At 58.0% G+C, this 25,147-nt stretch carries 41 protein-coding genes and 1 tRNA gene; 15 read left to right on the top strand and 27 right to left on the bottom strand.

Features of this window, described 5'->3' with window-relative positions:
* Positions 1 to 6: 6 nt before the first annotated feature.
* The 23 genes from B3Q33_RS02270 to B3Q33_RS02160 form a co-directional block, all read right to left on the bottom strand.
* Positions 7 to 231 (bottom strand): hypothetical protein, encoded by a 225-nt coding sequence (locus B3Q33_RS02270; protein ID WP_273009367.1) that lies wholly within the window; start codon positions 229 to 231, stop codon positions 7 to 9.
* A 13-nt stretch (positions 232 to 244) separates the two neighbouring features.
* Positions 245 to 1,213: a major capsid protein gene (locus B3Q33_RS02265; protein WP_272974803.1), complete on the bottom strand. Its 969-nt coding sequence runs from the start codon at positions 1,211 to 1,213 to the stop codon at positions 245 to 247.
* Between the two features lie 11 nt (positions 1,214 to 1,224).
* A complete protein-coding gene (locus B3Q33_RS02260) occupies positions 1,225 to 1,935 on the bottom strand; it encodes a hypothetical protein (protein ID WP_272974804.1) in 711 nt (236 codons plus the stop codon).
* A 31-nt stretch (positions 1,936 to 1,966) separates the two neighbouring features.
* The gene (locus B3Q33_RS02255; RefSeq protein WP_273009365.1) at positions 1,967 to 3,037 is read right to left on the bottom strand and encodes a minor capsid protein; all 1,071 of its coding nucleotides are present in this window, start codon (positions 3,035 to 3,037) and stop codon (positions 1,967 to 1,969) included.
* Positions 3,024 to 4,463 (bottom strand): DUF4055 domain-containing protein, encoded by a 1,440-nt coding sequence (locus B3Q33_RS02250; protein WP_273009363.1) that lies wholly within the window; start codon positions 4,461 to 4,463, stop codon positions 3,024 to 3,026. The genes B3Q33_RS02255 and B3Q33_RS02250 overlap by 14 nt, the downstream gene beginning before the upstream one ends.
* Positions 4,463 to 5,833, bottom strand: a complete 1,371-nt coding sequence (locus B3Q33_RS02245; RefSeq protein ID WP_286826711.1) for a phage terminase large subunit — start codon at positions 5,831 to 5,833, stop codon at positions 4,463 to 4,465. The genes B3Q33_RS02250 and B3Q33_RS02245 overlap by 1 nt, the downstream gene beginning before the upstream one ends.
* Positions 5,748 to 6,206 (bottom strand): hypothetical protein, encoded by a 459-nt coding sequence (locus B3Q33_RS02240; RefSeq protein WP_272962013.1) that lies wholly within the window; start codon positions 6,204 to 6,206, stop codon positions 5,748 to 5,750. Before B3Q33_RS02240 ends, B3Q33_RS02245 begins: the two co-directional genes overlap by 86 nt.
* 51 nt (positions 6,207 to 6,257) lie before the next feature.
* Entirely contained in the window at positions 6,258 to 6,434 is a 177-nt protein-coding gene (locus tag B3Q33_RS02235; protein ID WP_273009360.1) for a hypothetical protein, read from the bottom strand.
* 312 nt (positions 6,435 to 6,746) lie between these two features.
* Positions 6,747 to 7,142: a hypothetical protein gene (locus tag B3Q33_RS02230; RefSeq protein WP_273009358.1), complete on the bottom strand. Its 396-nt coding sequence runs from the start codon at positions 7,140 to 7,142 to the stop codon at positions 6,747 to 6,749.
* The gene (locus tag B3Q33_RS02225; RefSeq protein WP_273009356.1) at positions 7,139 to 7,351 is read right to left on the bottom strand and encodes a hypothetical protein; all 213 of its coding nucleotides are present in this window, start codon (positions 7,349 to 7,351) and stop codon (positions 7,139 to 7,141) included. Before B3Q33_RS02225 ends, B3Q33_RS02230 begins: the two co-directional genes overlap by 4 nt.
* Positions 7,351 to 7,731: a YcbK family protein gene (locus tag B3Q33_RS02220; protein WP_273009354.1), complete on the bottom strand. Its 381-nt coding sequence runs from the start codon at positions 7,729 to 7,731 to the stop codon at positions 7,351 to 7,353. Before B3Q33_RS02220 ends, B3Q33_RS02225 begins: the two co-directional genes overlap by 1 nt.
* A gap of 242 nt (positions 7,732 to 7,973) precedes the next feature.
* Entirely contained in the window at positions 7,974 to 8,387 is a 414-nt protein-coding gene (locus B3Q33_RS02215; RefSeq protein WP_273009352.1) for a hypothetical protein, read from the bottom strand.
* Entirely contained in the window at positions 8,380 to 8,967 is a 588-nt protein-coding gene (locus B3Q33_RS02210; protein ID WP_273009350.1) for a recombination protein NinG, read from the bottom strand. Before B3Q33_RS02210 ends, B3Q33_RS02215 begins: the two co-directional genes overlap by 8 nt.
* Positions 8,964 to 9,137 (bottom strand): hypothetical protein, encoded by a 174-nt coding sequence (locus B3Q33_RS02205; protein WP_273009348.1) that lies wholly within the window; start codon positions 9,135 to 9,137, stop codon positions 8,964 to 8,966. The genes B3Q33_RS02210 and B3Q33_RS02205 overlap by 4 nt, the downstream gene beginning before the upstream one ends.
* Before the next feature lie 190 nt (positions 9,138 to 9,327).
* The gene (locus tag B3Q33_RS02200) at positions 9,328 to 9,474 is read right to left on the bottom strand and encodes a hypothetical protein (RefSeq protein ID WP_273009346.1); all 147 of its coding nucleotides are present in this window, start codon (positions 9,472 to 9,474) and stop codon (positions 9,328 to 9,330) included.
* Positions 9,471 to 9,923 (bottom strand): recombination protein NinB, encoded by a 453-nt coding sequence (locus B3Q33_RS02195; protein WP_273009344.1) that lies wholly within the window; start codon positions 9,921 to 9,923, stop codon positions 9,471 to 9,473. The genes B3Q33_RS02200 and B3Q33_RS02195 overlap by 4 nt, the downstream gene beginning before the upstream one ends.
* Entirely contained in the window at positions 9,920 to 10,111 is a 192-nt protein-coding gene (locus tag B3Q33_RS02190) for a hypothetical protein (protein ID WP_273009343.1), read from the bottom strand. The genes B3Q33_RS02195 and B3Q33_RS02190 overlap by 4 nt, the downstream gene beginning before the upstream one ends.
* Complete coding sequence (locus B3Q33_RS02185) at positions 10,108 to 10,368, bottom strand: winged helix-turn-helix domain-containing protein (RefSeq protein ID WP_273009342.1); 261 nt, start codon at positions 10,366 to 10,368, stop codon at positions 10,108 to 10,110. Before B3Q33_RS02185 ends, B3Q33_RS02190 begins: the two co-directional genes overlap by 4 nt.
* Complete coding sequence (locus B3Q33_RS02180; RefSeq protein WP_273009340.1) at positions 10,365 to 10,631, bottom strand: hypothetical protein; 267 nt, start codon at positions 10,629 to 10,631, stop codon at positions 10,365 to 10,367. Before B3Q33_RS02180 ends, B3Q33_RS02185 begins: the two co-directional genes overlap by 4 nt.
* Positions 10,628 to 11,896: a replicative DNA helicase gene (locus tag B3Q33_RS02175; protein WP_156493044.1), complete on the bottom strand. Its 1,269-nt coding sequence runs from the start codon at positions 11,894 to 11,896 to the stop codon at positions 10,628 to 10,630. The genes B3Q33_RS02180 and B3Q33_RS02175 overlap by 4 nt, the downstream gene beginning before the upstream one ends.
* Positions 11,889 to 12,878 (bottom strand): hypothetical protein, encoded by a 990-nt coding sequence (locus B3Q33_RS02170; protein ID WP_273009338.1) that lies wholly within the window; start codon positions 12,876 to 12,878, stop codon positions 11,889 to 11,891. Before B3Q33_RS02170 ends, B3Q33_RS02175 begins: the two co-directional genes overlap by 8 nt.
* Positions 12,844 to 13,437, bottom strand: coding sequence for a hypothetical protein (locus B3Q33_RS02165; protein WP_273009337.1), 594 nt, complete (start codon positions 13,435 to 13,437; stop codon positions 12,844 to 12,846). Before B3Q33_RS02165 ends, B3Q33_RS02170 begins: the two co-directional genes overlap by 35 nt.
* Positions 13,438 to 13,580: 143 nt before the next feature.
* Positions 13,581 to 13,772 (bottom strand): hypothetical protein, encoded by a 192-nt coding sequence (locus tag B3Q33_RS02160; RefSeq protein ID WP_273009335.1) that lies wholly within the window; start codon positions 13,770 to 13,772, stop codon positions 13,581 to 13,583.
* A gap of 90 nt (positions 13,773 to 13,862) precedes the next feature.
* Between B3Q33_RS02160 and B3Q33_RS02155 the strand changes: the two genes are divergently transcribed.
* Complete coding sequence (locus B3Q33_RS02155) at positions 13,863 to 14,573, top strand: XRE family transcriptional regulator (RefSeq protein WP_273009333.1); 711 nt, start codon at positions 13,863 to 13,865, stop codon at positions 14,571 to 14,573.
* Positions 14,574 to 14,660: 87 nt separating this feature from the next.
* Here the strand turns inward: B3Q33_RS02155 and B3Q33_RS02150 are convergent, their stop codons facing one another.
* A complete protein-coding gene (locus tag B3Q33_RS02150) occupies positions 14,661 to 15,185 on the bottom strand; it encodes a hypothetical protein (RefSeq protein ID WP_273009331.1) in 525 nt (174 codons plus the stop codon).
* 177 nt (positions 15,186 to 15,362) lie between these two features.
* Here B3Q33_RS02150 and B3Q33_RS02145 point away from each other — a divergent pair, with 177 nt between their 5' ends.
* The 14 genes from B3Q33_RS02145 (at position 15,363) to B3Q33_RS02080 (ending at position 23,768) form a co-directional block, all read left to right on the top strand.
* A complete protein-coding gene (locus B3Q33_RS02145) occupies positions 15,363 to 15,845 on the top strand; it encodes a hypothetical protein (RefSeq protein WP_273009329.1) in 483 nt (160 codons plus the stop codon).
* On the top strand, positions 15,842 to 16,093 hold the full coding sequence (locus B3Q33_RS02140) for a hypothetical protein (RefSeq protein WP_273009327.1): 252 nt from the start codon (positions 15,842 to 15,844) through the stop codon (positions 16,091 to 16,093). The genes B3Q33_RS02145 and B3Q33_RS02140 overlap by 4 nt, the downstream gene beginning before the upstream one ends.
* Positions 16,090 to 16,302: a hypothetical protein gene (locus tag B3Q33_RS02135; RefSeq protein WP_273009326.1), complete on the top strand. Its 213-nt coding sequence runs from the start codon at positions 16,090 to 16,092 to the stop codon at positions 16,300 to 16,302. Before B3Q33_RS02140 ends, B3Q33_RS02135 begins: the two co-directional genes overlap by 4 nt.
* Before the next feature lie 52 nt (positions 16,303 to 16,354).
* A complete protein-coding gene (locus B3Q33_RS02130; RefSeq protein ID WP_414631546.1) occupies positions 16,355 to 17,161 on the top strand; it encodes a recombinase RecT in 807 nt (268 codons plus the stop codon).
* Positions 17,158 to 18,762 (top strand): hypothetical protein, encoded by a 1,605-nt coding sequence (locus B3Q33_RS02125; RefSeq protein WP_273009325.1) that lies wholly within the window; start codon positions 17,158 to 17,160, stop codon positions 18,760 to 18,762. The genes B3Q33_RS02130 and B3Q33_RS02125 overlap by 4 nt, the downstream gene beginning before the upstream one ends.
* 858 nt (positions 18,763 to 19,620) lie before the next feature.
* Positions 19,621 to 19,803: a hypothetical protein gene (locus B3Q33_RS02120; RefSeq protein ID WP_273009323.1), complete on the top strand. Its 183-nt coding sequence runs from the start codon at positions 19,621 to 19,623 to the stop codon at positions 19,801 to 19,803.
* Positions 19,803 to 19,958 carry a hypothetical protein gene (locus tag B3Q33_RS02115; RefSeq protein WP_273009322.1) on the top strand — a complete coding sequence of 52 codons (156 nt, stop codon included), beginning with the start codon at positions 19,803 to 19,805 and terminating at the stop codon, positions 19,956 to 19,958. The genes B3Q33_RS02120 and B3Q33_RS02115 overlap by 1 nt, the downstream gene beginning before the upstream one ends.
* Positions 19,955 to 20,548 carry a J domain-containing protein gene (locus B3Q33_RS02110; RefSeq protein WP_273009320.1) on the top strand — a complete coding sequence of 198 codons (594 nt, stop codon included), beginning with the start codon at positions 19,955 to 19,957 and terminating at the stop codon, positions 20,546 to 20,548. Before B3Q33_RS02115 ends, B3Q33_RS02110 begins: the two co-directional genes overlap by 4 nt.
* Positions 20,535 to 21,593 (top strand): hypothetical protein, encoded by a 1,059-nt coding sequence (locus B3Q33_RS02105; RefSeq protein ID WP_273009318.1) that lies wholly within the window; start codon positions 20,535 to 20,537, stop codon positions 21,591 to 21,593. Before B3Q33_RS02110 ends, B3Q33_RS02105 begins: the two co-directional genes overlap by 14 nt.
* Positions 21,593 to 21,898: a hypothetical protein gene (locus tag B3Q33_RS02100; protein WP_273009317.1), complete on the top strand. Its 306-nt coding sequence runs from the start codon at positions 21,593 to 21,595 to the stop codon at positions 21,896 to 21,898. Before B3Q33_RS02105 ends, B3Q33_RS02100 begins: the two co-directional genes overlap by 1 nt.
* The gene (locus tag B3Q33_RS02095) at positions 21,891 to 22,280 is read left to right on the top strand and encodes a Lar family restriction alleviation protein (RefSeq protein ID WP_273009315.1); all 390 of its coding nucleotides are present in this window, start codon (positions 21,891 to 21,893) and stop codon (positions 22,278 to 22,280) included. The genes B3Q33_RS02100 and B3Q33_RS02095 overlap by 8 nt, the downstream gene beginning before the upstream one ends.
* On the top strand, positions 22,280 to 22,531 hold the full coding sequence (locus B3Q33_RS02090) for a hypothetical protein (RefSeq protein WP_273009313.1): 252 nt from the start codon (positions 22,280 to 22,282) through the stop codon (positions 22,529 to 22,531). The genes B3Q33_RS02095 and B3Q33_RS02090 overlap by 1 nt, the downstream gene beginning before the upstream one ends.
* Before the next feature lie 8 nt (positions 22,532 to 22,539).
* Positions 22,540 to 22,737: a DUF4224 domain-containing protein gene (locus tag B3Q33_RS02085; RefSeq protein ID WP_273009311.1), complete on the top strand. Its 198-nt coding sequence runs from the start codon at positions 22,540 to 22,542 to the stop codon at positions 22,735 to 22,737.
* A 332-nt stretch (positions 22,738 to 23,069) separates the two neighbouring features.
* The gene (locus B3Q33_RS02080; protein WP_273009309.1) at positions 23,070 to 23,768 is read left to right on the top strand and encodes a tyrosine-type recombinase/integrase; all 699 of its coding nucleotides are present in this window, start codon (positions 23,070 to 23,072) and stop codon (positions 23,766 to 23,768) included.
* Positions 23,769 to 23,842: 74 nt separating this feature from the next.
* On the opposite strand, the gene B3Q33_RS02075 is transcribed toward B3Q33_RS02080, so the two are convergent.
* The 3 genes from B3Q33_RS02075 to B3Q33_RS02065 all read right to left on the bottom strand — a co-directional run bounded on the left by B3Q33_RS02075 (position 23,843) and on the right by B3Q33_RS02065 (position 24,848).
* A tRNA-Arg gene (locus B3Q33_RS02075) sits at positions 23,843 to 23,919 on the bottom strand.
* Positions 23,920 to 24,009: 90 nt separating this feature from the next.
* The gene (gene bfr, locus B3Q33_RS02070; RefSeq protein ID WP_035246724.1) at positions 24,010 to 24,489 is read right to left on the bottom strand and encodes a bacterioferritin; all 480 of its coding nucleotides are present in this window, start codon (positions 24,487 to 24,489) and stop codon (positions 24,010 to 24,012) included.
* Positions 24,490 to 24,614: 125 nt separating this feature from the next.
* Positions 24,615 to 24,848 (bottom strand): bacterioferritin-associated ferredoxin, encoded by a 234-nt coding sequence (locus tag B3Q33_RS02065; protein ID WP_273009307.1) that lies wholly within the window; start codon positions 24,846 to 24,848, stop codon positions 24,615 to 24,617.
* Positions 24,849 to 25,147: the final 299 nt, after the last annotated feature.

Genomic DNA, 25,147 nt, shown 5'->3' with positions numbered 1-25,147 from the left:
CCTTGTTCACTCGCCAGCTTTGTCAGCTGGTGCTTTCTTGGCTGGTGCTTTCTTGCCCTTCTCGGTCACCTTCGGCAGATCCTTTTCGGGGGCTGCATCTTTGCGACCATTCTCGGGCACAAAACGGGCATCCACAATACGGACGCCGGACTTCTGGGCCAGCGCCTTCACATCCTCGTTATAGCGAGTGAAGGGGCCGGGCAGATACCAAACAGGCGCTTTATTCGCCATGGGTCATTACTCCTTACTGAGCAGCGTCGCCAACAGCGATAACGCCTGCAGTGTGTTTCACAGAAGTGGCCACTTGGTCCCAGTTGGTGCCAGTCGCCAGCTCTGCGTCGGTGGGGGACTTGCCGCCGTTCGCTTCATCCCAGGTGTAACCTTTCAGGCCAAGGCCGAAGGTGTAATCCACCTGCATGGTGGTCTCGATGCGGTCTTTGCCGTTGCTGGTTTCGATGTTGCTGATCACATCGCCCCCGTCATGCACGATGGCCGCTGACTCAACCAGGCCCAGCACCTTCTGAAGGTCCGGGGTGCCCGCTTCGGACAATGCCGGTGCATCGGTGACAATCACCGCCTTACCCAGAATATCCACAACCTGGACGTTCTGAGCTTGGAACAACTGCGGGGTGTTGGTCAGGTTCTGGCCAATCAGCTTGTGATACACGGCGCCGGTCATCACGTTGGTGATGATGTTGCCGCTGTGGTCGCCAAACTTCGCATGTGCTGAGTTCAATGCGCCGTAATCCAGGCCAGCAGAGCCGGACACATCGTTGGTGGCATCGCTGTTGTTCTCGATGGCAGCAACCAGTGCCGCAATGGCCGTGTTCAGCTGGTCGGACATGAGCGCTTCCGCAAAGTTACGGCTAGCCACCTCAATGCCCTCTGCGGTCGGCTTGCGCAACCAGGTCAGCTGGCCCGGCTCAAACAGGATCGGGCCGAAACCACCGGCAACCTTCACGGAGCTGTGCTTCAGCTGGGTCAGGTCAGTGGCGGACGCGGAGCCATTGGCAGCGTAGCGGTCAACCCGACGCTGAGCACTGTGGATGGCTGCGAAGAAGGATTCTTGCAGGAAGTCACCATCGAAGCCTTCAGTGGTCAGGCGGATGGAGTTGCGGCTTGCGGCGTTAAATTTTTCCACCATCTGGGCCAGCGTCTCGATGGTTGCCGGCATGATGTACTGGTTAAACACCTGCATATCGGAAAGTGCCATGATTTGTTACCTCAATTATTCAGTTCAGGGAAACGGTTTTTGATTGCGGCTGTACGCTCGGAACGATCACCGCCCAAGCTGCCTTTTGTTGCGGCACCGCCGCCATTACCGCCCCCGCTGGCACCGCCACCAGAGGCCTTGGAAGCAACAATCAGCGGCGCAAAGGCCGGATCGTTGCTGAATTCTGCTTTCAGTTCGTCCACGGTCATCGCGCTGGGTTTGCCCTCGGCATCCAGCACTACGGTGGTCGGCTTGCCGTCGCGAACCTCCATGGACAAGCGGCTGGTCAGGTGCGGCTGGAGCGCCTTTGCGCTGCCCTGCACTGCAATCTCGGCAGCAATGCCGGACGCCACACCCGTGACCATTTGCTCCTTGAGCCAGGCCTGATGCTGTTCGACCTCGCCTTTCAATTCGGTTTCACGCTTTGACAGCTTTTCCTGCCAGCTCTTTTCCAGTGCATCCACGTCGCCGGCCTTGCGGCTTTTGTCGTCATTGATAGATGCCAGCTGATCCTCCAGCTCCTTCATGCGCTTGGCGGCTTCCTGTCGCTCCTGCTTGGCGGTTTTTGTTTCGCCCAGCAGTTTTTCCTGGTGCTCTTTCAGGCGGGCGTTCTCGGCCTGAATTTCGGTGATTTGCTCCGGGGTCAGGCTGCCGCCGCCACCGTCACCGCCTTCGCCACCGGCGCCTTCACGTTTAATTTGGGGGATCTTGTTGATAAGCATTGGTCACTGACCTCTTGGTTTACCCACTGGGTTAAACCCCCGCCCGCTCGAATGCCTGCGGCTCAAGCGCCCGCATTTCGTTAAGGGTTAGGGGTTGGAAATTTCGATCTAGCTGCAGCTGCGCGAAACGCTCTGCATTGATGCCGCCATTGCGAAGCAACTTGCCCCGCGTTGGCCCTATTGCTGAATCCTGGAAGGCGGCCGGCTGTCGTTTCAGCCACTGGTAATACGTCAGGTCGGCGTCTACATAACCGTTTACGCTGGAGCGGGTGGCATCCTTGTCCAGGAAGTCCAGCCCGTCATCCAGCTCAGCCACTGTGGTAGAGCGGCAGCCGATATGCAGCGGCGGCATTGGTCCGTCGCCCACCTCAAACGTCTGCCCATCAAGGCTTCGACACTGTGTTGTGGTGCGACTGTCCAGCGTAGAAACCCACCGATAGCCTGTTACCAGGTCGGCATTGCTGTCCCACGTCTGCTTTCTGGCAGTGCTAGCCACATGCTGCACGGCAGTCCGCACAATGGCCTCGGCATGGCGCCGGGTGGTGTCCAGCAGGCCGTCTTTGTAGCGCAATGCTTTTGTGCCGCGAATCGAGCGGACAATCTCGGCATTGGTCTGGCCCTCGAAAGCGCCTTGCCTGATGCGATTCTTGACCGCCTCAACTTCGCTTCGGGCCCAATCCTTAATGAATGGATCGAGCAGTTTGCCGCCCTGGCTGCCACGGACGCTCATAGGGTCCAAGGTGGCCGCTGACCAGACCGTAGTGATCGCCGGCACCGCAAACGAGGCCGCGCTGACCACAGAATTTAGGTTCCGAGCCTCAAAGCCCGCTTCGTATTCGGCCAGCTCCTTCAGGCTGCCCAGCAAGCCAGCTGTTTGCTTGGCATAGAGGCCGGTCAGCAGGCTGTCGATCTCTTTTAGCAGTCGGCTCAGCTTGTCCCGCTTGTAAGCGGCCAACTCAGAGCGAAATAGCAGCTTCTTGCGGATTTCCCGGTCAACTTCCTGAAGGAAGTTCACCATCTGGTTGGCCTCGCCGGACTTCAGGCGCTCCAGATAAACTGCATGCCTTACCGTGGAATCAACGAGGGCTTCAGGTACCGCCATCAGCGTCATCCAGGGCAAGGCCGGTGCCGCTTTCGCTTACTTCCTCGCGCACTTCTTCATCGGTCTTTTCTGAGTCAATCAGGCCAGTGCGGCGCATCCAGGCCCATACATCAGTCTCAGGAACTGCGCCGCTCATCCATGCCGCCACAATCTCGCGCAGCAGTTGGGCGTCCAGCTTGTGCTCCACCAGATCCTGATTGAGCAGATAGGAAACGTCACCGGACGCGCCCATGAATTCGGCGCACCATCCAAGGCACTTTGTATAGGCCTCAGAAACATTGGCGGAAGCCAGAGATAAGGCCGAATGCTGTGCGGCATCATCACTGTTAACCTCGGTGGCCGTCTTGATTGCGCTGCCGACCTGCATCAGCTTTGCGCCAAGCGCGACCATGCGGGCTTCAATCTTGTCCAGCTCAGTCTGAATCGCAATGTCAGCGGTTACCGTTTCAATGCCGAAAGCGCCACCCTCAGGCAGCATGATGGGCGCTCGTGATCCAACCAGGACACCCTTCTTTTCCAGCATTTCCACCCATTGCTGGGTGAGTCCTGACATCCACGGCTGTGGCTGCCCGGCATAGAAGAGCGCGTTATACCAGTCTGCGCCCACCTGATAGTGTTTTACGTTCTGCCGTGCCAGATCCACAAGCGGCGCCTTATCGATGCCGCTATCGTTGTTTTGCGCACCTACAAACGTGAACGGGATGCGATCCCATGGGGCACCATTGCCACGCTTCGGGGTGTACTGTTCGTAAATCTCCCACGCCGCGCCCTTTTCATTCCCGCGCCAGACGGTGACCTGATAAACGCCTTCAACCAGCTGCAACACTCGGTACTGTTCGATTTCATCCACGCTGAAACCGTCCGCCGCCACTTCCTCTGCTGTTTCATGCAGCACGACAAGCGACAGAAGATGAGCGCCGCCCACCTTCGTGGTGCGCCAGTTGCGAATCTGCTCAGCGTCGTACAGAGCAACATTGGCCCGAACAAGCCCGGCGTTCTGATCCGCACGCGAGGCAGGCACATCAGTCTGTGGGTAGTCAGCCAACAGCCCGGCGCGACCTTTCTGCATCACATCAGCAAGCACTCGCTGGCTTTGCTGGTAAATGCTCACGCCAGCGCCATCAACGTCTGAATCAACGTATTCAAGGGCGCCGGGCAATTTCAGTTCCGGATCTTTACGGAATACCGCACCGATAAGCCCCTGCAGGGTGTGCCCGGTGACGTTGAAGAAGCTGGCCCGTTGCTTGTAGCGGTCATAAACGGCTTTCTTCTCGCCAGGGTCTTCTTCCACCGCTGAAGGGTTGGGCAGATACGACTCTCCCTTGGCTTTGACTTTTTCCTCTCCGGCAACAACGTCCGCGACCAACTCCCAGCTGGGAAGCGCTGCGTTGTAATCGCCTCGTGTGTAGGTAACGTCTTTTGCCATTAGTAATTCATTCTCAGCTTGGTGGCTGTTGCCGGCTTGATTACCGGGTAGTTGTGATGAATGAAGTAGCCACCCGCGTCATTCGGGTGGTCAAGGTCGCCTTTCTTGTCAGGCTCGCCGTTATCAGCCCACGGCTGCTGCTCCAGGCTATCCGCATAACCCGGGCATTTATCCGTGTTCACAAGGTAGCGGCGCTCGCCTTTCGCATTACAAAACATGGCGTTCATGGCGTTTACGCGGTCTTTAACCGGGGGGTTGGCCTTCGGCGCATGCACCGAGAAACCGGCATCCCTGAGCGTTGCAATGTCGGTTTTGCTGGCGTTAACGGATTTTCTGGAATCGCCAGAGGCGTCTGGGTAAATGCGAATCTCGCATGTCTTCCAGTATTCGCCGTCCCGGTATTCCCAGTACCGCTCTTTGATCTTCTGAATCATGTCCGGCGTGTCATAGCCATTCAGAATCTCATCCACCGCCCGGGGCATCTTGTTTCGCTGTACGTGGGTGACAGCGGCCATCTTTCCCACATTGAAGTCCATGCCGATATACAGCGGCTCACCGCTCTGAACGGTGTCAGAACAGTGATTCAGCGTCTTGTCGAACTGGTGGTAAACCGTGCCCGAAAGCAGGTTTACAAACTGGCCGTTCAGGTAAGCCCGGATCAGCTCCGGGGTGTAGGCCTCCAGCATGGCGTCAATGTAGTCATCCGGCAGGTTCGCTTCATTGTCGAACGTGGACGCCTGGATGATGCCGTAGCGCTTGGCCATTTCCGGCCTGTCACGCAACGACCTGACGAACTGGCGATAGACGAACTTGAAGCCTTCCGGCGTCGTCGTTACATCAATGCCGTTCTTTACCCCATGCACCTTGTAGCGCATGCGAGCCATAATCTTTCGCCAGGCCTGCTCTGCCTTCTTCTCGGCAAGCAGGTCCAGCTCATCGACCAAGGCGTGGCCGATCTTGAAGCCAACAATGTTGGCCGGGTCATCAATAGAGCGGCAGATCACAGATCCGCGGTACCGGCTGCCACTGTAAACCTCTACTTCGTGGTCGCCCTTCTTGACCTTGACCCGAAGGCCCATTGTCTCGGCAACCTCGCCGATAGTCGGGTAGAAAATATCCCGTATCAGCGGATAGGTCGGGGCAAAGTAGCCCTGGTTGATTTTCGGGTGCTCGTAGAAATGCGCCAGCATCCCGGTGCAGCCCACCCAGGTTTTGCCTGAGCCAAAGCCGGCAACATAGGCCCTGTACTTGTGAGGCAGATTCAGGAACTGGCTTTGCGGGACATTAAGCCCCGTTTTCACCACCTTTGCGTGTCCTGGCATCCTGAACCTCGAAAACAATCTTGGTTGGCGGCAGATCCGCGTCGCCACCAGCAGGGTCAGGGTTGCGCTGCCACTTATCGCGCTGCCTGTTGTGAAGCCAAGCCAGGCAGGCTGTCGTGTCCGGCGGGTAATGCTCTATGTAAGGCTCAACGACCGGCGAACCTTCGTACTGCATAATCTTCACAGCCTCATGGCTGTAGCCGCAGGCTCTGCGGTAAAGGCTTTCCACCACATTGGCATCCGCCAAAGTCTTGCCCTTTTTTATGGACTCAAAGAATTCGGGATGCTTCTTTTTCCAGTTGTTGATGGTTTGCTCTGTCACCTCGAAAAACTCGCCCAGCTCCTTGTCGGTAAGGCCTAGCTTGCAGAGCTTTTCAACCTGATCAGCGTATTCTGGTTTGTAGCCTGTCCTTCTGGCCATCACCGATGACCTCCATACCGGCCCCGCCGGCTCACTTCGGGCACCGCCCGGTTATCTTTGCTGCTCGATTTGCCGATCCACAATCACGTCCAGCTTCCGGTCAATCTGGAACAGACGGTCATCGATGCGGCGCTGTAACTCTGTTGTGCGCTGTGACTGGTGGACCATGTTGGCCTCGTTGACGCTTACCCGCTTGTCCAAGTTGAACCAGGCGGCGGCCAAGGCCATGAACATTCCAAGCCCTGTGAGAAGGTTCCCCACGCTTATCTCGTTGTTGAATCTCACGGGACTGTGGTTGTGTTTTGAGGGTTCAGTCTCGGGCACGAATCGCTCTCCAAACCTGCCGTCCTATCCACAGTAGGGCCACAGTGCAAAAAAATAGGATTACAGCCACCGATAGAAACGCCGCCCGGGCGGTTATCAGTGCGCCTTTACTCAGCCGCGCGGATCGCATCGACCAGTCCGTTATGGCGGGTTGCGCAGTCGTGGTAGCTGGCCTTCCACTGGTTCATGGCTAGGGCCACGGAACGGGCTGTGCCGTCACTCAGCGGCGCCAGCTTCACCGGGCACTTCGCCAGCAGGTTCTGCTGATAGGGCTTCGGCTGATGCTTCTGGCCCCAGATTGAGCAGCCGGACAAGCTCAGGCTCAAAACAAACGCGCTGATAAACAGGCTTAACCACTTCACGGATAACTCCCCGGTCGATGACCGTCTGGTTGGCCTTGAGAGTGGCCAGCTTGGCCTCTACCTCTTGCGCAATTCCGGATTCACGAGCCATAGCCGCCTTGATGGCCTTCTGGGCGCCCTTCAGCTCGGATAGCTCTTGGCTGTCCTCGTAGAGCCCCCGGCCATACCAGCCGCCAAAGGCGATGCCGCCAACAATGGCCAGTACCGCTAGATACGGGCCAATACGGTTGAACAGTGTGAGCCAAGTCATTTCTGCTCCCGGCGCCACTGCCAAAACTTAATGAGGGCCGGCGGGATAGCCAGAAACGCCCCGTAAGCCGTGGCCGTGCCGCCGCTGATGTCCGGCGGATTGTCTCCGAACACCCGGTAGGTCACCCAGGCGAACGCTACGGCCCCCTCTATCAGCAGGACCAGGACCACAAGGGCGTTGCTGCTGATGAACCGGTACAGGCGGGCCATCAGTAGCTCCACACCCAAGGGCGGGGCCGGCCGGCTTCATGCTTCAGGTCATCCAGGTGGATAAAGCGACCGTCACCCTTCTGATTTACGCCGATCCCGGTAAAGCCGTGTTTTAGGGCCAGCTCAATGATTTTCAGGGCTTCGCCACCACTCACTGCAATATCAGCAGCCCGGCCACTGGCATGCGCCCCAGGGGAGGCTTTGCGGGCCTCAATGGGGTGAGTCGGGTGCCTGTAACCGCTTGTCACGGTCATGGCCCTGCCGTACTCAGTGCGCAGAGCTTGCAGCTTTTCCATAAAGCCCGGCTTCATGCCGTTCTTGCCGGTGTGGGAGCACACGAATTCATGCGGCTGGAAGTTGGCGAATCTGTCCCAGTCCATTGCAGGCTCCAGAAACAAAAAAGCCCCGGGCGGTCGGGAGACTCCCAACCCATCGGGGCAGAAAAAGAAAAACCCGCACAAGGCGGGTTTGGGGGATGCTGGCCAATGGGTTCGAGGGAAGGGTCGGCCAACGAAATCAAATTGTTTCGGTCACCTCTGGCAACCATAGCTGTTTTGTACCACTGGACTGTTAGTCAGTCAACTAATTGCCAGCGTTATTTTGACAGTGAACAAATGGGCAGTTATGCGGCCATGGCCAGCATGGCAGCCACCATGCTCTCGCCGATTTCGAGCCGCTTGATTGCGGTGACCCTGGACACCCGCAAGCGCTTTGCCAACACCGTCTTACTCAGTGCTCGGTAGTCATCGCCATCAGGGAAGGCGTAGTACAGTTTCAGCGCCATAAACGCCGGCGGATTGTGCTGCCGAATGTGGGTCATGACATGCTCGTCAAAGCTCTGGCAGGCCGCATCCTCCCACACCTGCACCGGGCGGCCATCGTCATCCACTATCTGGCCTATCTGGCGGTCTACGATAGGCCCCATCCAGCTGATTGCCCCCTTGGGTGCCGGCCCTGCAGTTCTCGACCATATCCCCCACTGTTCAAGCGCAAAGCGCGCCTCAGCGTAGATGGTGACCTCTTGCGCTTCAGACATCTGCCCTCTCCTTCGCCAGTTCCCGCTTCATCTTCGTGAATGCCAGCTTGATCTCGATGAGATCCTGGATTGTGTATTTCTTCGCGTCGTGAGGGCCTTCCAGCCAGTCCACGGCAGCCTGCCCGATGCGCTCAATCAGGTTGATGCGGTAATCCACCACCCTGCCGGACATGTCCCGGTTGCAGCGCTTGCACTGCCGGTGTGCGTTCAGGGGCTCGAATCGCAGTTCCGGGCTGGCGCCTACTGACCGGTAGTGGCCGCAGTCCCATGTGCCGCCCACGGCCTGCGCCCGGACCTCACCGTCATTGCGCCCGCAACTGATGCACGGCCGGCCCTGGTCCCGCTCCCGGATGTAGGCGTTGAATGCCTTCTGTGCGTCCCGCATGTGGTCGGAGCGGGTCTTGAGTCGGCGCTTGGCCTCCCGGGTCTCTTTGCGCCTCTCTGCCGCCCGCTTATTCGCCTTCAGGGATGGGCCAGCCGCCTTGGCGCACGGAATCGAGCACACCAGTTGCGAGGCCATCACCGGCTTGAACCACTCCCGGCAGGCTTTGCACTTGCGGCGGGTCGCTTTCAGCGTCATTCCACCCTCGACAGTTCGTTGGGCTCCACATCAGCCTCCGGCCAGTGGAACCGTGCAAATTTCAGCGCCTCAGCGCGGTCTATGGCGTCCCCGACCATGTAGGCCAGACGCTTGCCGTTGCGAGTTACTAGCCAGCAGCGGTACATCACCGGGCTCCAAATTTCTGGCATAACCAGCGCAATACGCGAAACCACCACGTTTTTGCCCTGCGCTTGGCGGCCAACTCCTTTTCTCCTGCTCTGTAGCCGCGCAGGTAGTGCCTCATCAGCGGATGACGCTTCCATCGCCAGCGCCGACCTGCCGCCCCATCCTTGAAGCCGTCCCGGTACATTTGCTGCTTCCTCTGAGACTGCTTTCCCATCACACCACCCCCAGCGCAGCGATCTGCAGCCCAAACATGAAGCCGGACAGGCCCAGCCCCACGTAGTCACGGTTGTACCCGGTGGCACCCATGGCGATGACTGTCAGGACGAAAGCAAGGAACTGAAGTCCGGTTTGGTCTGTCATGCTGCCCCCCGGTATTCGGCGTAGACGGCCTGGGCCTTCTCGCTCCAGTGGATGCCGTTTTCGGCGCCGTAGCTGTAGATCAGCTCAATCAGCTCCGAGAATTCCGCCTTGCGCATCTTGCTGGTGCTGTGGCCGAGCATGACCACCCCGCCGTCGATACCCATGGCGATGCGGTTTTCTCGTTTCAGTGCTGCGGTAAACACGTCCTTCCACTCTTCCCGGGTGGCCGTGCATTTCTCGCCGTTGATGATCAGCGTGCACTGACAGGCCACATCCTCCAGCAGGCACCAGAGCTTGGCGTTTTGATCCAGTGACCGTTTGGGCTCACGCAAGGCCATTTCCAGCGCCTGCCGCCCCTTGCGGAATTGCTCAGCCAGCAAGCCTTCGGCATGGCCCAGGGCGCGCTTGAAGTTGTCCTCACGCAGCCGGTAAACCTTCTCTCTGCTCATGCGCACCCCCGATACCTTGGCGTACAGATAACCAGCGCCTGACGCTTCCCAGCCTCAGACTGCGGCACCACGCGCCATCGGTACTCCTCTCCGCTACCGGCGCGAACAATGACGTGGGCCTTTTCGGTGGTGTTTGTCAGCCACTCCAGCTCTTCCACTGCCGCCTCCTGGTCGTTGAATACGGTCATAGCGCCCCCGACAAATACCGTGTAACCGCGTTCTGCTCATGCTGGGCCACCAGATCCGCCACGTTATTCGGCGCCTGACCCGGCAGGCACCAGCGGGAGAAGCGGCCCTGACCGATCAGCTCTACCAGCCCCTTGTCCCGCATGTTCACCAGCACCCACTGGGTCTTTTTCGGAGGCAGACCCAAGCACCGGGCTATCTCGCCTCGGCTCATAGGTCCGTCTTGCAGCAGGGTCAGGATTCGATCTGTGTTGGTCACGCCGCCCTCCCCGCTTTGCGCGTCATGGCCGCCCGCTGGTTACCGGTGAGCCGGTAGTTTTTGTTCAGCACGCCGGTTTCCGGGCAGATAACGCGCTGAATGCCGGCGATGTGGCCCAGGTCTTCCAGTTCGCGCAGGCGGCGGCACAGGGTCTGCACCATCAGGCCGGTGTCGCGGTGGATCTCGTTGCGAGTGGCGCCGAATTGGCACCGGTACAGGTACTGCCGGATTCTTTCGCGTTGGGTTGCTGCGTTGTGTTTCATACCGCCTCCCGTGCCACGTTGAGCACTCGCTGATTGGCGCCTGACCAGTACGTCCGAACATTGCCGGTCGGGCCGTGCCGGTTCTTCTCGATAAGCACTTCCAGAATTCCCTTGTCCTGGCTGTCCGGGTTGTAAACCTCGTCCCGGTACAGGCACATGATCTGGTCGGCTTCCTTCTCGATTTCGGAGCTGTCGGACATGTCGCCCATGCCGGGGCGCTTGTTGCTGCGCTTGTCCACGTCCCGGCTGACCTGGGCCAGCGCCACCACCGGAATATCCAGTTCTCTGGCCAGCTCTTTCATCTGGCGCACCACCTCGCCCACCTGCTCGTGGCGCTTGGCTCTCGGGTCCGTGGACTTGATGCGCTGGATGTAATCGACGTACAGGGCGCGGATGCCGTGCATGTGCTTCCACTTCCGGGCTTGGCGCACCACTTCCATGATGGAAATGCCCGACCGGTCGTTGATCTGGATTCCCACATCGGTGTACCGGGAAATGGTCTTGGGAAGCACGTCCCACTCAATCGCCGTCAGTTGCCCGGCGCGCAGCTTGCCGAGACCGACACCGGACCCGATGGCCAGGGTCCGCATACCCACCTGCTCGTGGGGCTGCTCGCTGCTGATAATCCCGACCGGGTGCCCAGCGTTCAGGGCCAGATTCAGCAGGAATGCGGTTTTGCCCATGGCAGGACGGCCACCCACGACGATCAGGTCAGACGGGTGCAGGCCGCCTAGGTTGTGGTCCAGATCCGCCAGCCCGGTGGGGATGGTGTTCACCTCGCCTTTGCGGGCTTGCTCCATCAGGTCCACGGCGGCGCGCAGCGACTCCTTCATCGTGTATTCGTAGTTTTTCGCCGTGGCGGTCACCTCCATCAGGGCGCCCATCAGCGTGTCGATGGCCTCCATGCCCTTGCTGGGGATTTCCTGCAAGGCTTGCTGGCAGGCCTCCGTGGCGGCGAGCTTCTGGCGCACCTTGCGCAGCTCCTTGGCGTAGGCGCCCACCCCGGCAGCGCTGGGAGTGTTCCGCAGGCGCTCTGACAGGTACTTCGTCCAGTCGCGCCCCCCGGTGTTTTCCTTGAGCCAGGAGCAAACCGTCATCAGCTCAACAGGCCCAGCCATGTCCACGTTCTGGATGGCTTGCCAGACGGTCTTGGCGTTCGGGGTAACGAAATCCCCCACGGTCAGGTCCAGGCTGGACAGAACGGAGTTGTTCAGCAGCACAGCGCCGATGATGGCGTCTTCCGCTTGCATCGCTTGATCAATCAAGGGTCAGCTCCCGTGGCCGTGCCGGGCCGCCCGTTGGTTGCTGTCCCCGTGGCGCGAAGTCAGGAGACTTTCCGAGCCATGTGCGGAACGCTGCCTGCCAGTCTGCCTGCCGCCGGTCGTTGGCCAGGGCGTGATTGATAAACTTCGGCAATTCGTTATTCAGCGAAACACCGAGCTTCAAAGCCAAAGCCTTGCAGGACTCGTTGGGAGTAAAGTTTTCAGAGATTGGGGTTGCGGGTTTCTTTCGCCCCCCCTTGGGGGATTCAGGGGGACTACCCTCCTTTCCCTTCCCTTCCATTCCATTCCCTTCCGGGGGTGAACCCTCGCCGTCTATTCGCTCATTGTTCGCCGAACACTTGCCGTTCTCTCCTTGATCGCTCTCTGAATCTTGCTTGCGGCGACGCTTCGGGTTTTCGGGCACTTTTCCGTTTGGTAACGGGAACTTATAGCTGGGCTGGTCAATTTTCTGGTGTTTGGTGAAGCCGGTTATCATCAGGAACTGTTCGCTATCAACGTCATAGCGACGGATCAAACCGGCATCCTCCAGCTCTTGCAGAAACCCACCTATTTCCGAAGCGTCGAACGCGTCCCCAGGGAAAACCTGCATCTTGATCCGCATGGGCTTCGCTGGGTGAACGCCGTTGTCGTCCGCGAAATTCATCAGGCCAATGAACATAAGGCGAGCGTTCGGCGAACATTCAACGATCTGCTCGCTGGTCCAAAATTCTGGCTTGATAGTGCGAATACGGGCCATTACTGCAAACCCTCTTTGATGTGCTTGAACCAGCAGTTTCTGGTCCGGGTGCAAGGCTTTCCCGCCATGCGCTTTGCGGCTTGTTTGGCCAACCGCTTGTGTCTCTGGCTTTTCGTTTCGTGTTTTGGCATGATTACCTCGTTGCTTCAGATGAAAGCCCCGGTTACGCCTACCAAGCGCCGGGGCTTTTTCTTTATCGGTTAACTGCTTCCAATTTGCTTGGGGCACGTGCCGCACCTTCCTGCTTCTCGATCTGTCCACGGATCACTCCGCGCACTGCCTGAATGCTGTCGCCCTCATTCGCATAAGCGCGATCAATCACCTTCAGCTGCTCGATTGAGAGTTTGTCCAGGCCGTGGAACACCACGTCATTACGGATTCGGTCGGTGATGTTGTCGGCCCGGGCATTGGCCTCCCATGCGCAGAACTCAGCCTCAGCCATCTGGCGGGCTGTTCGGCTTGGGAAGATGGTTGCCACGGCGGCAGACTGATACGGCTCAGGAAGGGCCGGAATGAACGCCTCAAGCGCAAAGTCGAAGTGCAGCGGGGATTCCCGGCAGAACATTTTGCGGATGCGCTCACAGGCCTGCTTTTCGTTGTGCGTGGGAATGTTCGGGCTCAGGTGGTACTCGGCCCAGGCCTTGGCAATCTCGATGGCCAGGCGGCTCTGGCAAACGTCCCGGTCGCGGCCAATCGCATCCCAAATAGCGCCCAACTTCTCAGTGGCCGTGCCGTGCCTTTGAATGCTCTGGGGTATCTCCCCCATTACTTTGCTGATTGCGTCCATCTAATCTGGCTCCATGGATGATCTGATTGCTGAAACGTATTTGCTGAATCTTCGGGCCCGACTGGGGCCGTGGTCCGTGCAGCGCAAAAAACGGGAGCTGTGCCTGTTGCGACTCAGGTACAGCGTGGCCAGGCTTCAGGCGGCTAAGCCGCCGTGTCTTCCAAATGCGGCAAAAGCTTCTCCAGCGTCTTCCAGCGGGGATTCTCGGTGGCTCCACTGGCGATCTTGCTGAGGGTGAAATAAGGCACGCCCGACTCGTCTGCTATTGCCTGCCAGTTGCCTCGGCGCTTTTTGAGCTGTGAGCGGACATGGGCAAGAAGGTCTTGGGTTTTCATAGGTATCTCCGTATTTGGCTAGCATACTAGCCTTTTATGGCTTAAAGGGTCAAGCCACAAACGGTTAGCCATATACGGCAATATTCGGGCATGGATATGCACCTAAGAAAAGTGATTGCTCGTCAGCTAGATAGGGCTATGCGGGAACACAAGACGCTTAATTCTCAATCCAACCTCGCCAAAAAGAGCGGGGTTGGGCAGACGACCATTGGTCGAATTCTGCGGCAAGAGGTTGATGTGAGGACGGACAACCTTAAAGCGCTCGGAGACGCGCTTGGAAAGCCTCCCCACTATTTTTTCTATGATGCCGACCTGCCGGCCAAAGAGGCCGAATGGGTCGGTGACTTTGACCCTTGGGACGACGAGACGCCTGTAAGTGATGACGAGGTAGAGTTGCCTCTATTCAAGGAAGTGGAGCTAGCAGCGGGTGTTGGCACTCAGGTTGTGGCCGAAAACAACGGCAATAAACTTCGTTTTGCTAAGCGAACGCTATCCAATGCTGGGGTTGATCCTTCTGCTGCTGCCTGCGCACGTGTTGCTGGGCGCAGCATGGAGCCCGTTTTATTTGACGGCACAACTGTTGGCGTAGACACGTCAAAGACAGCGATTAAAGATGGGGATATGTACGCGATCGATCATGATGGGATGCTGCGAATCAAGCTGCTATACCGACTACCTGGTAACTGCTTGAAAATTGTTAGCTACAACAAGGATGAGTGGCCAGATGAGCACCTATCCGCTGAAGATGCATGCAAGGTCAGGGTTATCGGTCGCGTATTTTGGTGGTCAACACTCAGGTAATAAATTGATAAAAGCAGACTCTATGAAAGTGAGCAATTAGCCGGAGCACAGCCAGAATCAACTGCTTCTGACTGCGCACGATATAAGTCAAACAAAACGCATCATTACATTGAAGTCCTTCCATGCCCTCTCAATCATAGTTGATTCCAGGCTGTTTTTGAGAGATTTCTCGATGCGCTTGTCTTTGCTCTGGTCATGAAAAAGATAATAAACAAAGTCATATTCATCGCAGAGCGTATGGATCATTGACTGTCCGAGGCCTTGCTTTACCAGCGATCCGTTTGGGCTTTGCTTGTACTCTATTGCCACCAGGTATGGCGCAGTGATGATAAAGTCCGGGTAATTTCTGGCCCCAAATGTCGTCTTCCGCTGTCTCCCGTATATCCCTTCTTGCCCCTCCCAGTAGAAAGCCGCATTGGCCTTGGCCACATAATCCTTGTACCCCTTTTCCTGGAAATACTTCTCAAGGTAGCTAACCAGTATCGGCCTGATTTCTGCCTGTATTTGCGTTTCGCTTTTCCCGGCGGTCTTCTTTCTGAACTGGGGATGCTTGGTTACAAATTCGTGCATCCCTTGAATGAACGCTTCGACCTGCTTTGTCTTCTTTTTCATCCCTGTCTCCCCGATCTGTTTGACCGAGCCTAAATGATCTTCTGAAAGCCCCCAATCCCTCAATCGGTCATTTTGGGACTACTTTCAATTTTAGCCATTTACGGCTTGACCGAACCTGAAGCCCATCCTAATATGGCTAGCCATAAACGGTTAGAAACGAACAGCCCGGAGCCAGACATGAACTCAGCCCTCAGAAACCAGCAAGCCATGGCCAGCGCGCAAGCGGCCTATGACAACGCCCTGCCGGTGGATGATCTGGATTTCCTGGATGGCTGGGCCGAAACCGAAATGCTGGACGTACTGGAAGCCCGTTTCGATGACTTCGTTACCGCGATGTACGAAGACGAAAGCACCGCACCGGCGCTCATGAGGCTGGCTTGGTTTCTGGTTTCCGACTCTATGTTCTACCGCTTCCAGCCTGTCTGCCTGAAGCAGCTCAAGTGGCAGTCCGAAACTCTGCCGACCAATGAAGCCTTTGTTGAGGCGTTCAAGGATAACGGCTTGGACTTGGACGGAATTGCAAAGCTGGTGCTGGCATCTGCCCGCTACGAAGACAGTAACTGGGAGCCAGCTGCGAAGTACGAAATTTACCGCTTCACGGACCTTGTTATGCAAACCGCTCCCCAGTGGAGCCAGTTCTACCCGGAGGAAGACCAGTGACCAATGACGAATTCGCCGCGATCTACGCGCTCACCCGGGAAGGCGCCCATGCTGGCGCCCGGGGCAATCAGCAGCTGGCCGTGATTATGCGCAACCGCATTGAGGGTATCTGGCAGCTGGCCTTTTACCGCGACGACACCCACATGATGGACGTTTGCGACCGCTGCGAGTGGATGATTCGCGCCGCTATCTGCGTACCGCTTAAGCAGCCCTGTTTTCTGCCCAGCACGGAGGAATTGGCCGCATGAGATACGGAAACATTGTTCTCGGTTCCGCCGTTGCGATGGCTCTCGTTGCCATCTGGTGCATGGCCGGGGAAATGGACTACCAGGACGCACTGATAAGCGAGCAGCACACCTGCGCCATGGTGCGCGATGGAATCTGGCCCGCTGAGCAGGCCGAAAACTACAACTGCGCCGAGCCGGTGCAAGTGGCAATTCACGAACGACAGCGCTGATCTGTTGTTTTGCGGGGTCCGCCCCGCCTTTTATTCGAGCAAGGAGAAGGAAATGAACGCTGCAGCCCAAGTAGAGAAGAAAAGCCTGGTGGTGAAGTTTGCAGACCGATACGCAGTGGACAGCAACAAGATGCTGGACACCCTGAAAAGCACCGCTTTCAAGCAGCGAGACGGAAGCGCCCCCAGCAATGAACAGATGATGGCCCTGCTAGTTGTGGCCGACCAGTACAAGCTCAACCCGTTTACCCGTGAGATTTACGCCTTCCCGGACAAGCAGAACGGCATCGTCCCCGTGGTGGGCGTGGACGGCTGGAGCCGAATCATCAACAGCCACCCTCAGTTTGACGGGATGGAATTCCGATACTCGGAAAACACTGTCATCCCAGAAGGCGCAAATTCCCCCTGCCATGAATGGGTTGAATGCGTCATGTACCGGAAGGACCGAAACCGGCCGGTGGTTGTCCGCGAGTACCTGGACGAAGTTTACCGGGCTCCCTTCAAGCAGGGCATGAAAGGACCATGGCAAACCCACACCAAGCGGTTTCTGCGCCACAAGACAATGATCCAGTGCTCACGTCTTGCCTTTGGCTTTGTCGGCATTTTTGACGATGACGAAGCCCAGCGCATAAACGAGCAGGCAGAGCGTGACATGGGGCCGGCTGATGTGATCCGCGACGAACAGCCCGCGCAACTTCCAGAGTGCCCGCAGGAAACCGCCGACAAATACCGTGGCTTTGTTGAAACCGGCAAAAAATCTGCCAGCGACGTAATGGCCACCCTGGAAAGCAAATACACCCTGAGCGACCAGCAGCGCCTTGAGCTGATAGCCGCTCAAGCCATTGAAGGAGAAACCGCATGAAAATCATCAACGTCACCCAAGGCAGCCCGGAGTGGCTGGCCCACCGTATGGATGCCCGTAACGCGAGTGAGGCGCCTGTTGTTCTAGGCCAGTCCAGCAAGATTTCGCGTAACGCCCTGATTGAAGCAAAGGCCACTGGCATAGAGCGTGATATTCCAGATTTTGTCCGCGAAGTGATTTTTGCAAACGGACACAAGGTTGAGGGAATGGCCGGCCCCATGGCCGAAGAGATTATTGGCGATGAGCTTTTCCCTGTGGTTGCCATCAGCGATGACGGATACCTAAGCGCTTCCTATGACGGCCTGACCATGGATGAGGAAACCGGCTGGGAGTGCAAGCAGTGGAACGAGGACAAGGCCCAGATGGTTCGCGAAGGCGTTCTCCCCCCGGAAGATGCCGGCCAGGTCTGGCAGCAGCTGGCCGTTGGCGCTAAGCGGGTTCTCTATATGGTCACTGATGGCACTCCTAAGCAGTGCGTCCACATGATGGTGGAGGCCACCGGCGAGGAAGATAAAAAACTTCGCGCAGCCTGGGCCCAGTTCGATGAAGACAAGGCCGGCTATCAGCCCCGCGAGAAGGCGCCGGAAGTTACCGGTGCCACCACTCAAGACCTGCCGGCAGTATCCGTTCAGGTAAGCGGCGATCTGTCCATCGTGGACAACTTCGACCGCTTTGAATCTGCCCTGAAGCACTTCATTGACGAGGTGCTGGTAAGGGAGCCGAAGACTGACCAGGACTTTGCCGACCTGGACAACCAGGTGAAGGCGCTGAAAAAGGCAGAGGACGCGCTGGACTCTGCCGAAGCCCAGCTGCTGGCCCAGGTCGAAGCCGTGGACAACGCCAAGCGCCGCAAGGACATGCTGCACAAGCTGGCCCGCGACAACCGGCTGATGGCCGAGAAACTGGTTAAGAGCCAAAAGCAGGCCATCAAGCTGGAAATTGCCCGCGATGCAGACAAGGCGGTCGGCGAGCATGAGCGCAAGGTGGAAGCCACTCTGGATGGCTACGCCCTGCCTCGCGCCAATACCGACTTCAATTCGGCCATGAAGGGCAAGCGCACCATCACCACCCTGCAGGATGCAGCGGACAACGAAGTAGCCCGCGCAAAGATTGCCATCAATGAAGCTGCCGACCTGATCCGCGCCAACGCCAAGACTATTGCCGACGCTGGCTATGAATTCCTGTTCGCCGACCGACAGCAGCTGGCCCTGAAAGACAGCGAACTGGTGAAGCTGGAAGTGGAAAGCCGCATCACCCGGCACAAGCAGGAAGAAGAGCGCCGCCTGGAAGCTGAGCGCCAGCGCATTGCTGCCGAGGAAAAGGCCAAGGCCGAGCGCGCAGCCCAGCAGAAAGCCGACGCCGAGAAAGCCGCCCAGCAGTCCCAGGATGCGCCCAAGGCCGAACCGGTAGCCGAGCAGCCCGCACAGGTGGATAGCGAACAGGCCGGCACATACCGGGCCCCGGAAAAGACAGCACCCCCGGTGCGCCCATCTGACCAGGACATTCTGCGCGCCATCGCCGCCGAGTTTCAGGTGGACGTTCACACCGCTGCCGCCTGGGTGCTGGAAATGAATCAGCAGGAACTGGAACGGGTCGCCTAATTCATGGGCCCAGCGGGCGGCGGTTAACACCCGCAGCCAGGGCGCCCGGCTCCTTGCCCCCTCTTAACCACGGAAGGCCGTGGGGATAGCCAAAGGCGCGAGGGGAGCGAATCTCAGGGCGTGACCTGACCGACTGGCCCGGTCGATAAACGAGCATGAACAACGGCACAGGAGAACACCATGGATCTGGTTTTGATCTTCCTCCTATGCCTCTGGTTTGGCTGGCCGCCGCCTACCGGTCAGCCATTTAAGAGCGCGGACCACCGGGCGAAACTGGTGGCAGCAATCAGCACAGAGGCAACCGCACTGGGTTGGACAGTGTATGGAGCGTAGGCAAAGAGATGAACGCAGCGGCTTCTACGCACACGGTAGCCGCCCCGAAAGGGCAAAGATCGTGCCGACTGGCCGGCGTAACCGGCCCTCCCCATAGGGGTGCGTTCTGGAAAAAGCTGAGGGATGCGTGTCGGGGCGATGGCCACGGACTCCCGAGAACACCGACACCCAGAACGCACCACCTATGCGGTGAATACAGCAATGCACGACGAGCGGAGAGAGCCCGCGCCGGAGACGTACCCGGCCACCGCATCCATAAACAACGGAGAGAGATATGAGTCAATCACTAGAGCAGAGAATCATCGAGGCAGTCAGAGTGCTAGGGCCGTCTCCTTGCGCTGTGATTGCCGCTCACATTGACGAAACGCCCAGGGCAATCGGTCAAAGGCTCCGCTTTATGGGAGAGGCTGGCCAGATTGTGAAAGTGGGCCTAACCAGCAGTAATGCCGCTATCTGGGCTGAGCGATGCGACCGGGTCTCAGAGCTTATGCACAAGTTCATCACCAGCCCGTCCGGGGTGCCGCTATGAAACTCAACCCCGAAACAATCCAGCAACTGGCCGCCCACCGCATCAAGCCACTGGGCGCCCCTGAAAGGACCATGAAACGAGCCCAGCGCCTGGTGATGGTGAAGGTAGGCAAAGGCAAGACCGTGCCGGTGGCATTGCGAGAGACAACGGCCTTTGTGGCCAGGGAGACGGACGGCTGATGCAGATTCAGAGCTACTCAGCCACGCAGATATGCGTCATGCGCGATAACGGCAGCATCATCATGCGCACGATCGTTGACGACAACGAGCAGGGCCGCCAGTGCCTGGTGCGCTGGATAGAGCGATACAAGCAACGCAAGGAGACGGACAAGTGAGTGTAGATGCATTCCCGCTTTGCTGGCCAGCCGGCTGGCCGCGCTGCAAACGGGCCGAGCATGGCAGATTCCAGACTTCATTTGCCAAAGCGCGTGATGGACTGATGGAAGAGCTGCGGCTGATGGGGGCCAGGAATATCGTTCTTTCCACGAACATCGAATTGCGCCGGGATGGCCTGCCGTATGCCAACCAGCGTCAGCCTGAGGATTCCGGCGTGGCGGTCTACTTCCAGCACAAAGGCATGAGCATGACCTTTGCCTGCGACCGCTGGAGGAAAGTGGAAGACAACACCCAGGCCATACGCAAGACCATCGAAGCATTGCGCGGCATTGAGCGCTGGGGCGCAAGCGACATGATGGAGAGGGCGTTTTCCGGTTTTGCTGCCCTGCCGTCTTCTGCCGCCGCAAATGCCAGTGCCTGGTGGGCCGTCCTCGGCGTCACCCAGGGCGCGGAATTCGACGCCGTGCGAGCTGCCTACCAGCAAAAGCGGAAGAGCACGCACCCGGACCATGGCGGCACCACCGAACAGTTCAAAGCCGTGCAGCAGGCATGGCGCCAGTTTCAGGAGCAATACGATGAATGCAATTGAGCTGATAGCAGCCCTGAAGGGCGCGGACGAAGAAACGGCGATGGAACTGGTTGAGCGGCTTCAGTGCGGAGAGATTGACTGCTCAGTATTGCCCACCGGTAAAGATAATGCAGTCCTGCAGGCCCAGATATGGGCGCAAGAAGCACGCACCCAGAAAGGCATCGTGGATGAAATCGGCAAGCTGGTGGGCTGTGCCAATGACTGGGAAATGGTCAGCGCCGTCAAAGCCGCCCTTAGCGCCAATGGTGGGGAGGCGGTGCCGGTGGCATGGGCAGTGTTTGCCGATAATGGGAATATCAGAATCTGGGGCCGGGAGAAGCCGGAAGCCTTCCCGGATGCTGCGCCTCTGTACCTGGCCCCAACTGTCAAGAAATCCCTGACAGTCCAGAGCGATCCCATTGGTTATGTGGACCCCGACAGCCTGAATGACTATCGGGCAGGTGACAGGTTGCACATGCCCGTTTATCGCCCGGATGCGTCGGAAGAATGGCAATCTGGCATCCCTGTGTATCTCCACCCCGCCCCGCCATCTGTTGCGGTGCCGGAGGCTGTGCGCGATCTTATATCTGGCACCCGCAGCATAAACCGTGCAGCCCACCATCTCGTAAGGGTCGAGGGTGACTCTGAGCCCTGCTTCTACCAGCGGGGCGAATGGATCAAATGGATTCTGGAGCTGGCTGACACAGCCGAAAATGCGGTTTCTGCCCCATCCCCCGATCATGTTCCCGACGCCGGGAAGGTGATGCCCATTGGCTATCTAACAAATCAAGCCGTTGCCCGTTTGCAAAGCGATAAACGCCTTAATGGCGAGCACCTTTATGCCTTTAAACCGGACGACCTGAGTAAGTTTCAAGCTGTCTGCCTTGCGCCAACTGTCAATGAATCCTTGACGATTGAGGACTTCAACGGAATGTGCCGGATAGTTGAGGCGGTTTCACAAATGACAGACGGGTTCGCCATTGACCAGTGCCACATGGACCGCGCACGGGAAATAGTTCAGGACGCCACCCGCCTTCGCACCGCTGGCGACGAGGGGGAGGGGTGATGAAGAAAATCTATAGAAGGCCAAAGGTAAAGGAAGGTCAAATAATCGTGCAGCGCGGGAAAATTGATGGCGCCGTAGATATTTGCATTTTTTACGGAGACAACGTCCCGCGCTGTGACAGGGCCTTAGTTATTAATTCTCTGGCCTCAGAGAGACAGCGAACAAACCTTTCGACCCTGCAACCTGCGTTCGATCCTTCGTTGCTGGACGAGCTGGAGGCGCGAGGGTACGACCTTGATACTTTGCGATTTTCGATTGAGCGCAAGGCCCGCCCCACCCATAACGGAGGTGAGAGCGATGGATAAGCTGAAGCCGTGCCCGTTTTGCGGGTCTGAGGCAGCCGAACCCTTATTTATCGGCAACGACCACACGAAGAAGCGAACCGTAACCATTAAGTGCAAAGCGCCTGGATGCACAAAAGGGGTCACGGTTGGCGCCTTGAGATTCAGTCACGAATGGTGCCATGAGGAAGCAGCAAAGAAATGGAACACCCGCGCCGCCGACACCGCCCTCGCAGCGGCTGAGGCTAGGATTGCGGAGCTGGGGCAGGCTTTGCGAGACGCATTCAATGAGGGCTGGAACAGTGCGGTCGGGTGTGACTACCTCAGCCTAGATGAAGAGATGAGAGACAAAGAGTTTCAGTGGAGCCAAAGCGATGCCGCCGCCCTGCTCAAGGAGAAGGAGTGATGAAACGCTTTCTGCGCCGCTGGCTGTGGCAGCCGATCCGGCACCGGTACGCACCGGCACCCTACGCGCCCGCCTGCCCTTTCTCCGTGCGATACCGCACCCAGGATGGCCGGGAATACGAGTGCCACGCGGAAACCTTCACGGAAACAGCGGTGCTGGCCGAGACCATGACCGAGGCCGGCATTCAGGTAACCAGCTGGGGCGACCGAAACGGGGCGCCGGGCGCTATCAGCGCACAGAGCCTGCATTGAGGTGATCCATGAAAGATAATCCGAATCTGGTGACCGAAGAAGAGCTGCTGGCCTGGACTCACTTCAAGACCCGGGCGCCGCTCGTTCGCTGGCTGGACCAGCAGGGCATCGAATACCACAGGGGCGCCGGCGGGCGGGTGTGCACCACCCTGCAGGCCCTGAATGCCCGTGGCAGCGCCAACGATGACGGCTTGGAGTTTGCCTGATGGGTCGCGGTCGCAGCACAAGGCGGGATTCTGCTCTGCCAGAGTACGTTTACCGGGTCTCGAGCAAGAACCGGGTTATCTGGCGTGAGTATGCGGGTAAAGGCCGCTTCTCAGGCCAGATAACACTGGCTTCACCCAATGGGCGCCCCCTGCCCCATGACGCGCCACACAGGGACATTCTGGAGGCCTATCAGCGACAAGTGGCCACCGGAGGCAAGCGAACCCTTGGAAACCTTCTCAGGGACTATATGGCGGCCCCCAGGGTGGCGCCCATTAAGCCAAAGACCCGGGCTGAATACCTGAAGTACGTGGACGCCATCGCGGCAAAGCCTATGCGCAACGGATCCAGATTCGGGGATGTGGCCCTGGATAAGATTTCCGCCGGCGTGATCGCCAAGTACCGGGACAGCCTGGCGGACAAGCCGACCACCGCCAACCGTCACCTGCAGTTCCTTTCTGTGGCGTTTGGCTGGGCCATTGAGCAGGAGCTGATGGCGTCCAACCCGTGCCAGGGTGTGCGCCGGTACCGGCTGGAGGCCCGCACGCGCTACGTGGAAGACTGGGAGTTTGATCTGGTGCAGGGGCTGGCGCCGGACTATGTGGCCGTAATGATGGAGCTGGCGTTCCTCATGCGGGCACGGAAGGGGGAAATTCTTGCCCTGCGCCGGGAGCATGTGACTGACCGGGGCATTTTCCTGGAGCGGAGCAAAAACAGTGAGTCAGAGGTGACTTTGTGGACGCCGCGGCTTCGGGACGCCTACAAAGCGGCCACGGCCATCAACCGGGGTGTGATCAGCCCATGGCTGCTGCACGGCAAAGACGGGGACGCCATCAAGCCGGAGGCATTTTCTACTGCCTGGCAGCGACTGATGGCCAAGGCCCTGACCAAAGGCCTGAAGGAGCGGTTCACGTTTCACGATCTGAAGGCCAAAGGCCTGACCGATGACTCTGAACACTGGGCGGGTCACAAATCGGAGAGGATGCGGCAGGTTTACCACCGGCTGGCGAGGGAAAAGCAGGCGACGCGGTAGGATTTTTTGATGCTGGTTTTGATGCCGACCCCAAAAAGAAAAGGGCCCGCAAACCTGCGAGCCCTTGTCATATATGGCGCACCGGGGAGGATTCGAACCCCCGACCTACTGGTTCGTAGCCAGTTGCTCTATCCAACTGAGCTACCGGTGCATGTCTCGTTGCTGTATCGCCCCGAGAGGCTGCGCATTATTCCCAAAGCCCCGCCGGGAGTCAAGCGCCGGTCGCTCAAAAATTCAGCAATCAGTCTTCTGCGGTTTCCATTTGTTTTTGCAGGTAATTTTCGATGCCGACCAGCTTGACCAGACTAAGCTGGGTTTCCAGCCAATCGATGTGCTCTTCCTCGGATTCGAGAATGTTCTTGAGCAGGTTGCGGCTGATGTAATCCTGGATGGATTCGCAGTAGGCAATACCTTCACGCAGGTCCGGCACCGCCATTTTTTCCAGCTTGAGATCGCACTCGAGCATTTCTTTGGTGTTTTCACCAATCATCAGCTTACCCAGATCCTGCAGATTGGGAATGCCTTCAAGAAACAGGATGCGCTCTACCAGCCAGTCCGCGTGTTTCATCTCGTCGATGGACTCGTGGTATTCCTTCTCGTAGAGCGCCTGGAGACCCCAGTCCTTATACATTTTGGCATGCAGGAAGTACTGGTTGATGGCTACGAGTTCGTTGCCGAGTGCCCGGTTCAGGTACTCAATCGCCTTGGCGTCGCCTTTCATGGGGGTTGTCTCCGTCCGCTTAACTTGGGTTAACCCCCATTGTTAAGCAAGGAGATGACAGAGACAAGGCAGGAATGCAAAAAAGCGCTTGCAATACAAGCGCTTATGTAAATGAGAACGATTAGTTATGCGGTTTGCGGCCAGTAGACCACCACACCGTCAGAGGAAGGGTGCGAGAATGAGGGGGCCTCGTTGGCGCTACGGGCTTCACGCATCACTTGGCGGGCATGACGGGCACATTTACCACACTGACTTCCAACCCCAAGTTCCCGACGAAGATCACGCAGGCTGTCGCAGCCGTTGCCGACCGCTTCCCGTATATGGTTGTCAGTAATGCCCTTACAAATGCATACGTACATAAGAATGCCATCCCTCAATCTCTAGTGGGCATGCTAACCCTAACGCGAATCATTATCAACCGCTTTCAAGAAAGGAAGCATTGGCCTGACCGCATTTCGTCATGGTCAAGCCAGTCACTAGTCACATTGTTGCTTACACCCTCTCCTGCCCTGCCCCACCAACGCGCACACAGATATAGCGCAGAGGGAGCAACTAGTCAGTGAGCGTTGCTTTGCCTGGGACAGGAATCAGGGAGTTTTGCGGTGATTCAGGGCAAGGCTCCTGACCGCCGCCGGTTGCGTAGGGTGCACTGAGCCTA

It is taken from the genome of Alcanivorax sp. UBA3183 (assembly GCF_002364155.1).
In the GTDB taxonomy this organism is placed as follows: Bacteria; Pseudomonadota; Gammaproteobacteria; order Pseudomonadales; family Alcanivoracaceae; genus Alcanivorax; species Alcanivorax jadensis.
Note: the sequence above shows the minus strand (reverse complement) of the source record. Positions and strands in the feature narration are given on the sequence as shown.